A 12,596-nucleotide genomic window follows, 5' to 3' on the forward strand; every position below is an offset into this window, starting at 1 on the left:
GGCAAAGGCGGCGGGCAAAACAGGGGCGGTCTGCCCACAGCAGACAGGCGGGGCCCCGGCATCGCTGCGCCGGTAGGAATGGATTCATGACTACCGAAGCGCCCACAGATACCGGCTACCGTGACCTGTTGACAGACAGGCTCTTCCGACAGCGAACCATTCTGCTCACCGGCGAGGTCAACGACGCCATGGCCGAACGTGTGTGTTCGGAACTGGTACTACTCGCCACCACCGACCCCAAGCGCGACATCGTGCTCTACATCAATTCACCCGGCGGATCGGTGTTTGCCGGTCTGGCCATCTACGACACGATGAAGCTCATCCCCAACGACGTCGTGACGGTCGCGATGGGCTTCGCCGCCAGCATGGGCCAGGTGCTTCTCTGCTCCGGTACCCACGGCAAGCGAATCAGCCTGGCGCACAGCCGCATCATGATGCACCAACCTTCGGCAGGTATCGGTGGCACTGCGGTGGACATTGCGATCCAGGCCGAGAGCCTCGAGCTGATGAAGCGTCAATCGCAGGAAATCCTCGCCACCGAAACGGGCCGGACCGTCGAGGAGATCGAGACCGACAGTGATCGGGATCGTTGGTTCACCGCCGAACAGGCGCGCGAGTACGGGATCGTCGACCGCGTCGTGACGTCCTTCGCCGAGATCGCACCGCAAGCCACCTTCCCCAAGATCGGATTGTGACGTCATGTCCCAGTACACGATTCCCAGTGTCATCGAGCGAACACCAACGGGTGAGCGGTCTTTCGACATCTTCAGCAGGCTGCTCAACGAACGCATCGTCTTTCTCGGCACAGAGATCGATGACGGCGTCGCCAACGTCGTGATGGCTCAGATGCTGCATCTGCAAGCCGACAACCCGGATCGCGAAATCGGTTTGTACATCAACTCTCCCGGCGGTTCCACCACGGCGATGCTCGCGATCTACGACACCATGCAGTTCTTGAAACCGACGATTTCGACGTACTGCATGGGTCAAGCGGCTTCGGCTGCTGCAGTGCTTCTCGCCGCCGGCACTCCGGGCCATCGGCATGTTCTCGCCCATTCGCGGGTGCTGCTGCATCAACCGTCGACGCAAGGTAGCGGCACCATCTCGGACCTCGCGCTTCAAGCAGCCGAGATCCTGAGAATCCGGGAGCAGACCGAGGCGATTCTGAGTAAGCACACCGGTCAGAGCGTCGAGCGGCTCCGTAAGGACACCGATCGCGACAGGATCTTCACTGCCGACGACGCTATCTCCTACGGGCTGGCTGACACCCTCATCGAAGGGAACTGATCAGGCTGCCATCAGGACGGGACCGGAGATCGGTGCGGGAGAATGTCCGAAGGTGAGGGAGTTGAGCGCAACGATCCTGTTGCCTGCTCGGAACAGCAGGTGTTCGAGCGGCATCCCGAGCGCTTCGCAGATGGCGCGCAGAATTTCCGACGACGGTTCCTTCTTGCCTCGTTCGATCTCGGAGAGGTACTGCTTCGACATCCCGACCTTTGCGGCGACGTCGTCGAGAGTTCGATCCTGATCGCGTCGGACCTCCCTCAACACTCGTCCGTAGGCTTCACGAATCAGTGGGGGTTTGCGGACGGCGACAGCCGGATCGGGGAGTTCCGACTCACCCTTGACCAGGACTAATCTCCGCGATGCCTCCATAGGCCGAGTATTCCAGCCGACCGGTTCGCGCACCACCCGGTTCACCGAGGGCTGATAACCCTCAACTTGTCTGGACACCGCCGGCAAGGAACATCGCTCGAAGAACGAAGGCCGCCTCGGGCCCGATGATCTCGCCGACCAGGCTCGTGTAGCGGTCGACGAACTCGGGCCCGTGGGAAGCCTCGTCGGAGGCTGGGTCGCCCAGGTGGTGCGCGAGTTCGTGCAGGACGACGAATTCTCGCAGTGCCCACCGGCCGTCACGGTCGTCTGGAACGGCGATGACGTCGTTCGAATAGTGGGCGGCGGCATTACCGGCGCGGGACCGTACGGACACCGAAACGGCTGCGCGAGGCCAGGTCTCGCGAACCCAGTTCAGTCCGAGTAGCTGATCGCAGTACGCCTGGACCGACTCCACGGAACCGAATTTGCGCTCGACCGGCAGGGTGATGGTGGAACCCATGACCTCGACGCTCCGAAGCCCGCGTTCGTCGGCGCGATCGAACATGGTGCGTACCAACGTCTCTGCCTCGTAAACGGCGCTCCGCTGCTTATCCCTCACGAGTCGAGCTGCCCGCGCACCCCGCCGATCTCCGGAAGGTTTCCCAGGCGTGCGGAGCGCGCCGCCCGATCACCCGCTCGTCGAGCATGCGAGGAATGCCCGGCGCTCGCGCGGCCACCGCCCCGCCACGTCCCACGCGCTTTGGAGTTGGACGAGTAGTAGTCCTTCAGCTCGATTTCCTTGTTACGCAGCACGAGTGCAGTTTCCGAAGACGACGTGGCAGATTCTGCGATCGCCGCCTTCTCCGTCTCCTGCTTCGTCTCGGCCAACCGAGCGCCGATGCGGGACGCGTACGCCATCTGGAAGTTCAGGCGCGCCGTCACTCCGGCCACCGGCTTGCGGACCTGCGTGCTGACGCGTCGTCGTCCACGAGTTTCGACGACTGTCCGCACGGACGTTTCGCCGCGGTACGCCCCGGAGCGTACGTAGGCGTCGGAGTCACGCACCATCTGGAAGAGCAGGCTCGAGTACAGGGCTTCGCACACGTCGATGTCACCGGCGAAGCCGTAGGCGTAGATGACGGCCGACGTCTGCGCGATGTCGCACTGCACGTCGTTGGCAGCGGCGATCGCGATGAACAACTGAGCGTACGTTCGCAGCCCGCGCTTGCCAGGTTCGCCGATGGTGATGAGCCGTTGAGTGGGCGTCGCACGTTTTTCAGAGGACGCGGTGTGCGCACGTGCGACCGCCAGGTCGATCGCGGAACCGGTGGCCAACCGCTGCGCGGCGGCCATGAAGGCTTCACCTTCGTGTGGATTGTCGGTGGACTCCGCTTGGCGAAGCAACGCACCGATGCGGGTCAGCATCTTCTCCGAACTCACCGTGAAAGACTACGCTCGCGCGCCGACACGGACGTTTATGCTGCTAGCGCACACGCTCACCCTCAACTTGGATCGTCCGGCACGTTCCTGCCGGTAGAAGGGATCAACCCCGTCATGGCTTCAGTGACTTTCGAGAGCACCACCTGCCTGTTCCCCGGATCGAGCACGCCGGCAGTGGACAACCTCGACCTCGAGATCGAGGACGGCGAGTTCCTCGTCCTCGTCGGACCCTCCGGCTGCGGAAAGTCGACCACCCTGCGCATGCTCGCCGGGCTCGAAGACGTCCACAGCGGACGCATCCTCATCGGCGACCGAGACGTCACCGGTCAGGAACCGAAAGAGCGCGACATCGCGATGGTCTTCCAGAACTACGCTCTGTACCCGCACATGTCGGTGGCCGAGAACATGGGTTTTGCGCTCAAGCTCGCCGGAACCAACAAGACGGAGATCCGCGCCCGCGTCGAAGAGGTCGCGAAGATGCTCGACCTCGAGCCGTACCTCGATCGCAAGCCCAAAGCGCTGTCCGGTGGTCAGCGTCAGCGAGTGGCGATGGGCCGCGCCATCGTCCGCCAGCCGCAGGTCTTCCTCATGGACGAGCCGCTGTCGAACCTCGACGCGAAACTCCGTGTGCAGACGCGTACGCAGATCGCTCAGCTGCAGCGACGCCTCGCGACGACGATGGTCTACGTGACCCACGACCAGGTCGAGGCGATGACGATGGGTGACCGCGTCGCAGTCCTCGAGAAGGGAATCTTGCAGCAGTGCGCCTCGCCGCGCGAGCTGTACAACAAGCCGAAGAACGTCTTCGTCGCCGGCTTCATGGGTTCACCCGCGATGAACCTCTTCACCCTCCCCGTCGTCGACGGCGGCGTCGCATTCGGCGACGGGATCGTTCCGGTTCCGCGCGAGACGATGAACGGCGTCGTCGAAACCGAGGTCGTTCTGGGTATTCGCCCCGAGCACCTCGAGATCGCCGCCGAAGGCCTGCCGATGGAGGTCGACGTCGTCGAAGAACTCGGTTCCGACGCCTACGTCTACGGACGCACCACGATCGGTGGGCGGTTGCAGCAGATCGTTTCGCGTGGTGACTGGCGCAATCCGCCGCAGAAGGGCGAGCGCGTCAACCTGCGAGTCGACCCCGAGAAGGTGCACATTTTTGCCACCACCGACGGGCGCCGCCTGGGTTAGGTGGACCTGTCAAACGACACATGACCGATTCAGGTTCGGCGTAATACCCACAAGTACGGGTGTCTCGTGCCACAGTAGGGGCCGATGCCGGGAGCCGGCACCCATGGCGCATGCCGTGAGCCGGCTCTCGGTGACCGTCTATTTGTCATACACATACGGGGAGCGAATCCATGGTTCTGAACTCGAAGGCGATGCGCCGCGCTGCAATTGCAGCCACGGCAGCGTCCATGCTGGTACTGGCAGGCTGCTCGTCCGATTCGGACAAGGACAGCGGAACCAGCACCACGGCCGCATCCGGGGGATCGTCCTCGAGCGAAGGCCGCGGACCCATCACGATCGTCGAGGGGCAGGATGCCCTGAACGAGGCGCTCGAAAACATCATCACCGACTGGAATGCGGAGCATCCGGACGAGAAGGTCACGCTCAAGCCGCTGGCCAAGGAAGCCAACGCGCAGGTCGACGACATCACCCAGCGCATGCAGGCCAAGAGCGACGAGTACGACCTCATCGGCGTCGACGTCGTGAACACCGCTCAGTTCGCCGCAAACGGCTGGCTGCTGCCGCTCGAGGGTGACCTCGCGATCGACGAGTCCGGCCTCCTGCCGTCGACCGTCGCGTCGGGCACCTACAACGGCAAGCTCTACGCAGCGCCGAAGAACACCAACGCCGCGTTCCTGTACTACCGCAAGGACCTCGTCGAGAAGGCTCCCACCACGTGGGCCGAGCTCAAGGAAAACTGCCCGAAGGCTGTCGAAGCCGGCATCTCCTGCTACATCGGTCAGTTCAAGAACTACGAGGGCCTGACGGTCAACACCACCGAGATCACCAACGCTTTCGACGGCCCGTGGGTCGGCCCGGACGGACTCACCCCGGCCATCGACGACAAGACGAAGGCAGGCGTCCAGTCGATCGTCGACAACTTCGCCGACAACACCATCCCGCAGGAAGCACTGACCTACTCCGAGGGCGAGTCGCAGACCGCGTTCGGTGACGGCAAGGCACTCTTCATGCGCACGTGGTCCGGCTTCTCGGTCGACGGTGAGAAGACCTCGGTTGCCGGCAAGTACGGCTACACCGTCCTTCCGGGTGTCGACGGACCGGGCGCTTCGACGGTCGGCGGCTACAACGTCGGCATCAGCGCGTACTCGGACGCACCGGCCACGGCTCGTGACTTCCTCGAGTTCATGCAGACCAAGAAGTCGCAGACGTACTTCACCGAGGTCGGCGGCGCCCCCGTCCTCTCGGCTGTCTACGACGACCCGGCAGTGCTCGCTCAGTTCCCGTACTTCGCGACCCTGAAGGAAGCACTCGCTACCGCTCAGCCGCGCCCCGTCACGCCGTACTACACGCAGGTGTCGAAGTCGATCTCCGACAACACCTACGCTGCTATTCGCGGCGAGAAGACCGTCGAGCAGGCCTTGGCGGACACCAAGGCCGGCATCGAAACCGCCGGTAACTGATCTACCAGGAGCAATAAGCAATGGCAGAACCGCAGGATCCTTCCGCGGCTGTGCCTACCAACCCCACGGTCGGGGCCGGTTCAACCGGTCCCGACCGTTCGGGCGTTGGTGGGAGACACCGCGCACCGGAACCGCTAGAAGAGCCGTCGGCATCCGAGGCAGCAGGGACATCCCTGACCAAGGTTCTGCCTGACCTTGCAGCTACTCCACCCCCACCGACCTCGCCCCCGACTGCGTCGGCCGACAAGCCGAAGAAGCGTCGACGAGTTCCGGTGTGGGCGTTCGTCGCACCGTCGCTGATCGTTCTCGCCGTCATCATTCTGTATCCGCTCGGACGAGCGATCTGGATGTCGATGCACAGCGACGGCAAGAAACTCGATCCCGAGACCGGCATGTTCGTCACCGGTCAGTTCACGTGGTTCGACAACTACAAGAACTGGATCACCGAGTCCTGCAACACCGCCAACGGTTCGATTCCCTGCCCGCCCGGCACACTCGGATCGCAGTTCTGGCAGTCGATCGGAAACACGTTCGGCTTCACCGTCGTCACCGTCCTGCTCGAGACGGTGATCGGTCTGTCGATGGCGCTGATCATGGCCAAGACGTTCCGCGGACGCGGTTTGCTCCGCGCTTCCGTGCTGATTCCCTGGGCCATCCCCACGGCGGTCACCGCGAAGCTGTGGTTCTTCATCTTCGCCAACGACGGCATCGCCAACAAGATCCTCGGCACCAACATCCTGTGGACGGCCGATCCCTGGCCGGCGCGATTCGCGATCGTCGTCGCCGACGTCTGGAAGACGGCGCCGTTCATGGCGTTGCTGATACTCGCGGGTCTGCAGATGATTCCCGCCGACGTCTACGAGGCCGCCAAGGTCGACGGTGCGACGGCGTGGCAGCGGTTCCGCATGATCACGCTTCCACTGGTCAAGCCCGCACTCATGGTGGCGGTGCTCTTCCGCACGATGGATGCGCTGCGCATGTACGACCTGCCCGCGATCATGATGGGATCCAATCCGGCCACCTCCACCATCTCGGTTCTGGTGGTCGATCAGATGCGCGTCGGCGCCAATTCGGCGTCGGCACTGTCCACCATCACGTTCCTCATCATCTTCGCTGTGGCCTTCATCCTGGTCCGATTCCTCGGAGCCAATGCGGTCAGCACGCAGGAAAAGCAGCGGAAGGGGGAGCCGGTATGAACAAGGCACTACGCGGCAAGATCGGCACCTACATCGGCGTCGTACTGATCATCGTGTGGGGACTCGCTCCTTGCTACTGGATGATCGTGACGGCGCTGCGCGACCCGGCGGACACGTTCTCGACGTCGCTGTGGCCCACCAATCTCACGCTGTCCAACTTCACGGCGGCGCTCGATCCCGATGCCAAGGTGAACTTCACCCGGGCACTGATGAACAGCCTCATCATCGCGGGTGCGACCACGCTGATCGCCTTGGTCATCGGTGTGTTCACGGCGTACGCGCTCTCGCGTTTCGATTTCCGTGGCAAATACTTCGTCACCGGAATCATCCTCGGCGCGTCCATGTTTCCGGTCGTCGCCCTCGTGACTCCGCTGTTCCAGTTGTTCACCGACATCGGCTGGATCGGCAGCTACAAAGCGCTGATCATCCCGAACATCTCGTTCGTGCTGCCGCTGACGGTCTACACGCTGACGTCGTTCTTCTCCGAACTTCCGTGGGAGCTCGAAGAAGCGGCGCGTATCGACGGCGCCACCCGTGGCCAGGCCTTCCGCCTGATCATGCTGCCGCTCGCCGCGCCGGCGCTGTTCACCACCGCGATCCTGGCCTTCATCGCGACGGTCAACGAGTACCTGCTCTCGCTGCAACTCTCGAGTGACAAGACCGCGCCCGTCACGGTGGCGATGGCCAAGTTCTCCGGAACCGACCCATTCGTCACGCCGTACACCTCGATCATGGCCGGCGGAACCCTGGTGATGGTCCCGTTGGTCATCATGGTTCTCATCTTCCAGCGACGCATCATCGCCGGTCTGACCGCAGGCGGCGTCAAGTCGTGATGCGGGCCGCACGGTTTCGATGAGGCGGGCTTCGCGCGCCCAGCGCATGGAGCTGATTGCCGGCTTCATCTCGGTCTTCGCCCTCATGGCGTTGATCGGCGCTGTGGTTGCGATAGTCAAGGGTGACCCCGGCGTTATGCCGTCTTTGGTGCTGCTCGGTTGCGTCGTCGCTCTCGGGCTGGCGTTCCGCGGATATCGGAACGCGGTCCGAGCAGAACGTCGCGAGTAGCCAGCCCGGTAGGGTGACATTTCGGTATCGCAGTTGCCGGGAGTTATCTGATCGAGATATCACCCTGGTGGAATGGTGCCGGTAAGTCCGGATCCACGACCGGGAGTGTTGAGTGAGTCCATCGAACAGATCGAGTGCGACGGGTGGCGATCAGTCGTCGGCTCGATCGGGCAAGTCGGCTAATTCGCCTCGGTCGAGCAAGTCGGCCAAGCCGGCGAAGAAGCAGCGCTCCAAGTGGCGGTACGTCCGGCGGACCATCTACGTTCTCGTGCTCCTGATGATCATCGTGCCTGCGTCGGTTTTTGCTGTCGCGTACAGCCGGACCGACGTCCCGCGCCCCTCGGACATGCAGACCAATCAGGTGTCCACCATCTACATGGCCGACGGTACGACCGTGCTCGGGAAAGTGGTGCCGCCAGAGGGAAACCGGACCGAGGTCGCGTTGTCGGCCATCCCGATTCACGTCCGCGATTCGGTGCTCTCGGCGGAGGATCGTAACTTCTACACCAACCCCGGATTCTCGATCTCCGGATTTGCTCGCGCTGCCCGCGACAACGTGATGGGCAAGGAAAGCGCCGGCGGTGGCTCGACGATCACTCAGCAATACGTGAAGAACGTCTTGGTCGGCGACAAGCGCAGTATCGACCGGAAGCTGCGTGAGCTTGTCATCTCCGCGAAGATGGCGCGCGAGTGGTCCAAGGACGACATTCTTGCCGCGTATCTCAACACCATCTACTTCGGTCGCGGTGCGTACGGCATCGCCGCCGCGTCGAACGCGTACTTCGACAAGCCGGTCAGTGAGCTGAGCGTCGAGGAAGGCGCAGTTCTCGCGTCCGTCATCCAGAGCCCGTCGTTCCTGGACCCCGAGACCAATCTGTCCGCGCTGCAAGCGCGCTGGGATTACGTTCTCAACGGCATGGTGGATCTGGGCAGCCTGACCAAGACGGATCGCGACGCCATGCAGTTCCCGGCTGTCGCCCCCGCCAATCGGCCGACCGATCTGAACCAGGCGCCAGGACCTGAAGGCCACATCAAGACCCAGGTACTCAAGGAACTGGCCGAGGCCGGGATCAGCGATCAGACGCTGAACACCGCTGGTCTGCAGATCACGACGACCATCGACCCGGTCGCGCAGGAAGCTGCGCTGAACGCCGTCAAGCGGAATCTCGAGGGCGAGCCGGAAGACCTGCGGACCGCAGTCGTGTCCATCGACCCCAAGACCGGTGGCGTCGACGCCTATTACGGCGGTGACGACGGAGCCGGCTTCGACTATGCCCAGGCGCCGCTGCAGACCGGTTCAGCGTTCAAGGTCTTCGGCCTGGTCGCAGCATTGATGGAAGATATTCCGCTGTCCGCGCGGTTCGACAGTTCACCGCTCACGATCAACGGTGTGACGATAGGAAACGTCGGCGGCGAATCCTGTGGTCGATGCACCATCGCCGAGGCACTCAAGCGCTCGCTGAACACCAGCTTCTACCGGTTGATGCTCTCGATGGAGAACGGTCCCCAGAAGATCGCCGACGCCGCCCACCTGGCCGGAATCCCCGAACACATTCCAGGGCTCGACTACCCGACGCTCACCCAGGAGGGTGGCCCGCCGGAGAACGGAATCGTGCTCGGCCAGTATCAGTCTCGCGTTATCGACATGGCCTCCGCGTACGCGACGCTCGCTAACTCCGGCGTGTACCAGCAGCCGCACTTCATCCAGAAGGTCGTGACGGCCGAAGGTGAAGTCCTGCTCGATCGTCCGGTCTCGCCTGGTGAGCGTCGTCTTGATGCGGCCGTCGCGGACAACGTCACGCAGGCGATGCTGCCGATCGCGGCGTACTCGAACGGTCACGCGCTTGCCGGTGGACGCCCGTCCGCTGCCAAGACCGGCACCGCGCAGCTGGGTGACACCGGGCAGAACAAGGATGCATGGATGGTCGGTTACACGCCGTCGCTGTCCACCGCGGTCTGGATCGGTACTTCCGACGCGCAGGCCATCACCAACTCCTACGGCGGCTTGATCTACGGCTCCGGAGTGCCTGCCGACATCTGGAAGAGCACGATGGACGGCGCGCTGAAGGGATCCGACTGGGAGAGCTTCCCGTGGCCGGATCCCATCGGCGGGCAGGCCGGCGTTCCCGCGAACTCCGGCGTGACCTCGGGCGACGGGACGGGTACGCCCACAACGGGCGCGGCCGCTCCCCCAGCGCCCATCGAGGTGCCTGGCTTGCCGCCGATCGAAGTGCCGCCGCTCCCCCAGTTGCCGCGTCAGATCGAGATCCTGCCTGGCATCGTCATCCCACTACCGGGCTGACAGGCAGCGCCCGATTAGGCCTGATCGTCGAAGAGACCGAGCTGGGTCGGCGCTGCATCCTTGGCGGGCAGTACGACGACGCGCAGCCCGCGCCTGAGGTTGCGGATCGCGTGCGTCCACGCGCGCTTCTCGCCCGCACACAGGTCGGTGTCGTCGTCCTTGCGACGGATGGACTCGGTCAACGCCTCGTGCCAGGCCGTCTCCTGCTCCTGGCTGATCCGCAGGTAGTCGAGAATGGTGTCGCGGTCGTGCTCACAGATCACGGCAACCTCTTCGGCGCTGAGCTCACCCGTTCCGTCGGCGTCGAGTTCGAGGAGCGCCATGAGCGCCGGAGGAAATTCGTGGCACTCGTGTGACTCGTATTCGGCACCGGGATCTTCGTGCTCGGAGGCCATCCCGTCGTTGAAGGCGGTGTCTCCGGTAGCGCGAATGGGTTGCCCGCCCAGTTCTTCGGCGAGTTCGTCCGATGCTTCGGCCAATTCCGCGAACGAGCGCAGAGCCCGCAGCAGATGCTCGGCGACGAAGGGTGCACCGTCCACGCGGACCACGCCCAGCACACTCTGCTCGACGAGAATGAGTTTGATGGTCGGCCACTGCCGATTGAGCTGAGCAAGAATTACAGCAGCGTTCTCGAGGTTCTCCACCGAATGCACGACCCGTGAGAACACCTCTACGTACTCGTCGTCCTCGAGGACACGAACATAGGTGACCTGCTCACCGCGGACCAGCGGGATGTCGCCGTCGTCGTCACGCTTGGGTGGATGACCGAGAAGGCGTTCGACGGCTCCGTCGACCAGGATCCGCAGCATGTCTCCCGAACCCGAGGGAGCGTGCGACGGCGTCGTGGCGAACGCCGGCGTCGACTCGCGTCCACTGGTGCTGGCACGCAGGAACGACGGGTGCGCAATGCTCCACATCTCGCGGAAGACGCGGAGCACCTTTGTCACCAGTTCCTCGGGACGAGCGCGGTCGACGTCGATGTAGAAGGACATGGACCCGTTGCCCTCGGGCTCGTGCTCGCACAGATCGGGAGCGTTGAACCCCATGTCGAGCAGTGCGGAGTGATCTTCCGGTTCGAGCATCCGCAGTGGATGCAGAAACCTGTTGGAAGGGACTTCACAGCGCACGGAGGTCTGGTTCCACGCGAAGAACTGGATGCACGCGGGTGCGTCCGCCAGTTCGTCCATGCTGTCGTAATGCGACTCCACCACGAGGGTGTCGTCGTCCTCCATCACGGAGATGTAACGAGCGAGATGAGTCTCGAAAGTAGTCCAGGCACTCAGGATTTCCAGATCGAAAGTATTGTCCGACATCGCCGCTCCTCTGGTCCGGGGGCGCATGGGGCCCTACCGACGACTCGCCGAAACCCCTGCTTTTCAAACCCCGCCTACGACGGTAGTCCTGGGGTCCGACAGTGAGGATGTTCGTAGTACATCACTGCCGTAGCGCTGGGACGGAGTGCCGGCCCGTACTCACCGATTTTGCGTCGCACACGTGCGGCAGTCTTTCGCTGCACAGCTACTTCATCCTCGATTGAGCAGTGAGACCGGCAGTGATTTCACCAGCTCGGGCGTCGTCAGGAAGGAGGACGCCCGCATCGACCGCCGCGGTGGTGGCATTTTCGAACTGGCTCATGTAGTCGCTCGCAGTGGGATAGAGAAACCGCACTAGTTCGGTCGTGAAAGGTACGGAGCTCCCGAAGAGAGTGCCGCAGACGTCGGGGCCGCTGTTTTCACGGCTGTTGGTTGCAGTCGGGACAGCGAACTCGGGTAGACGAATACCGCCGAGCGCATTGCCGTACTCGTCACGAACAGGTGCACCGTCGGCGGCGTAGAGCAACGTCGGCTGACTTGTCGGTGCGGACCCACCATCTGCCCACTTCTTCAAGGCCTCGAGTGCGGCATTCTGCGCATTTTTGAACGGTATGCGGCTCAACGGTTCCACAGCGCATCGGTAGGGGCCGAGCTCGAGCCCGAGATCGCGGCGGGCGATATTCTCCAGGTAGGTCTGTGCATCCAGATCGGAATGTGTTGTTCCGGCAACTTCCCACAGCCGATACGAGTCACTGTCCGGCGATCGAAACTGCGAGAGGTCCGTTTCGGTGTTCAGCTGCAGCACAGGGATGTTTGTGGCCTCGGCGACGGGTTGAGGGATTGCGATCGATGGCCGATCGGGTCCGATCGACGCCGAACTCAGTGCAGCGAGGAGGTAACCGTCGACCGCGCCGTAGAGGGGCCCGACCGTATTCGCAAAGACGGAAAGTGCTCCTGCCGATTGCGAACATCCGGTTGCGATCTGTTGACGTGGTTCCAGTTCGCCCAGCGGTGCAACTTCGGTCGGAGTGCGGATCTG

Annotated in this window: 13 protein-coding genes; 8 read left to right on the forward strand and 5 right to left on the reverse strand. The window is 63.2% G+C overall.

Features of this window, described 5'->3' with window-relative positions; genetic code table 11:
• Nucleotides 1-86 precede the first annotated feature (86 nt).
• Both G8767_RS34010 and G8767_RS34015 read left to right on the forward strand, forming a co-directional pair.
• Nucleotides 87-695 (forward strand): ATP-dependent Clp protease proteolytic subunit, encoded by a 609-nt coding sequence (locus G8767_RS34010; RefSeq protein WP_054187251.1) that lies wholly within the window; start codon nt 87-89, stop codon nt 693-695.
• Between the two features lie 4 nt (nt 696-699).
• A complete protein-coding gene (locus G8767_RS34015) occupies nt 700-1,287 on the forward strand; it encodes an ATP-dependent Clp protease proteolytic subunit (protein WP_003945993.1) in 588 nt (195 codons plus the stop codon).
• Here the strand turns inward: G8767_RS34015 and G8767_RS34020 are convergent, their stop codons facing one another.
• From G8767_RS34020 to G8767_RS34030, 3 genes are all read right to left on the reverse strand, one after another.
• Nucleotides 1,288-1,656 (reverse strand): helix-turn-helix transcriptional regulator, encoded by a 369-nt coding sequence (locus G8767_RS34020; protein ID WP_054187250.1) that lies wholly within the window; start codon nt 1,654-1,656, stop codon nt 1,288-1,290.
• 61 nt (nt 1,657-1,717) lie between these two features.
• On the reverse strand, nt 1,718-2,215 hold the full coding sequence (locus G8767_RS34025) for a TIGR04338 family metallohydrolase (RefSeq protein WP_124568466.1): 498 nt from the start codon (nt 2,213-2,215) through the stop codon (nt 1,718-1,720).
• Nucleotides 2,212-3,036 (reverse strand): DUF2786 domain-containing protein, encoded by an 825-nt coding sequence (locus G8767_RS34030; protein ID WP_095971623.1) that lies wholly within the window; start codon nt 3,034-3,036, stop codon nt 2,212-2,214. Before G8767_RS34030 ends, G8767_RS34025 begins: the two co-directional genes overlap by 4 nt.
• 114 nt (nt 3,037-3,150) lie before the next feature.
• Here G8767_RS34030 and ugpC point away from each other — a divergent pair, with 114 nt between their 5' ends.
• The 6 genes from ugpC to G8767_RS34060 all read left to right on the forward strand — a co-directional run bounded on the left by ugpC (nt 3,151) and on the right by G8767_RS34060 (nt 10,244).
• Nucleotides 3,151-4,224 carry a sn-glycerol-3-phosphate ABC transporter ATP-binding protein UgpC gene (ugpC, locus tag G8767_RS34035; RefSeq protein ID WP_166814122.1) on the forward strand — a complete coding sequence of 358 codons (1,074 nt, stop codon included), beginning with the start codon at nt 3,151-3,153 and terminating at the stop codon, nt 4,222-4,224.
• A gap of 170 nt (nt 4,225-4,394) precedes the next feature.
• Nucleotides 4,395-5,684, forward strand: a complete 1,290-nt coding sequence (locus tag G8767_RS34040) for an ABC transporter substrate-binding protein (RefSeq protein WP_003946022.1) — start codon at nt 4,395-4,397, stop codon at nt 5,682-5,684.
• Nucleotides 5,685-5,704: 20 nt separating this feature from the next.
• Nucleotides 5,705-6,880 carry a sugar ABC transporter permease gene (locus tag G8767_RS34045; protein ID WP_095971625.1) on the forward strand — a complete coding sequence of 392 codons (1,176 nt, stop codon included), beginning with the start codon at nt 5,705-5,707 and terminating at the stop codon, nt 6,878-6,880.
• On the forward strand, nt 6,877-7,713 hold the full coding sequence (locus G8767_RS34050; protein WP_003946046.1) for a carbohydrate ABC transporter permease: 837 nt from the start codon (nt 6,877-6,879) through the stop codon (nt 7,711-7,713). Before G8767_RS34045 ends, G8767_RS34050 begins: the two co-directional genes overlap by 4 nt.
• 19 nt (nt 7,714-7,732) lie before the next feature.
• Nucleotides 7,733-7,942 (forward strand): hypothetical protein, encoded by a 210-nt coding sequence (locus G8767_RS34055; protein ID WP_019746112.1) that lies wholly within the window; start codon nt 7,733-7,735, stop codon nt 7,940-7,942.
• A gap of 112 nt (nt 7,943-8,054) precedes the next feature.
• Nucleotides 8,055-10,244 (forward strand): transglycosylase domain-containing protein, encoded by a 2,190-nt coding sequence (locus G8767_RS34060; protein WP_166814124.1) that lies wholly within the window; start codon nt 8,055-8,057, stop codon nt 10,242-10,244.
• A 14-nt stretch (nt 10,245-10,258) separates the two neighbouring features.
• On the opposite strand, the gene G8767_RS34065 is transcribed toward G8767_RS34060, so the two are convergent.
• Nucleotides 10,259-11,557, reverse strand: coding sequence for a hypothetical protein (locus G8767_RS34065; RefSeq protein WP_003946055.1), 1,299 nt, complete (start codon nt 11,555-11,557; stop codon nt 10,259-10,261).
• Nucleotides 11,558-11,762: 205 nt separating this feature from the next.
• A partial coding sequence (locus G8767_RS34070) for an alpha/beta hydrolase domain-containing protein (RefSeq protein WP_277346948.1) occupies nt 11,763-12,596 on the reverse strand: 834 nt, incomplete at its 5' end.

Origin of the sequence: Rhodococcus sp. IC4_135, assembly GCF_011602025.1 — a bacterium.
GTDB lineage: Bacteria > Actinomycetota > Actinomycetes > Mycobacteriales > Mycobacteriaceae > Rhodococcus_F > Rhodococcus_F baikonurensis.

Excerpts from the sequence above, each read along its gene's own strand:
- G8767_RS34020 (WP_054187250.1), bottom strand. The coding sequence starts at position 1,656 with ATGGAGGCATCGCGGAGATTAGTCCTGGTCAAGGGTGAGTCGGAACTC.
- ugpC (WP_166814122.1), top strand. The coding sequence starts at position 3,151 with ATGGCTTCAGTGACTTTCGAGAGCACCACCTGCCTGTTCCCCGGATCG.
- G8767_RS34050 (WP_003946046.1), top strand. The coding sequence starts at position 6,877 with ATGAACAAGGCACTACGCGGCAAGATCGGCACCTACATCGGCGTCGTA.
- G8767_RS34040 (WP_003946022.1), top strand. The coding sequence starts at position 4,395 with ATGGTTCTGAACTCGAAGGCGATGCGCCGCGCTGCAATTGCAGCCACG.
- G8767_RS34010 (WP_054187251.1), top strand. The coding sequence starts at position 87 with ATGACTACCGAAGCGCCCACAGATACCGGCTACCGTGACCTGTTGACA.
- G8767_RS34045 (WP_095971625.1), top strand. The coding sequence starts at position 5,705 with ATGGCAGAACCGCAGGATCCTTCCGCGGCTGTGCCTACCAACCCCACG.
- G8767_RS34065 (WP_003946055.1), bottom strand. The coding sequence starts at position 11,557 with ATGTCGGACAATACTTTCGATCTGGAAATCCTGAGTGCCTGGACTACT.
- G8767_RS34055 (WP_019746112.1), top strand. The coding sequence starts at position 7,733 with ATGAGGCGGGCTTCGCGCGCCCAGCGCATGGAGCTGATTGCCGGCTTC.
- G8767_RS34015 (WP_003945993.1), top strand. The coding sequence starts at position 700 with ATGTCCCAGTACACGATTCCCAGTGTCATCGAGCGAACACCAACGGGT.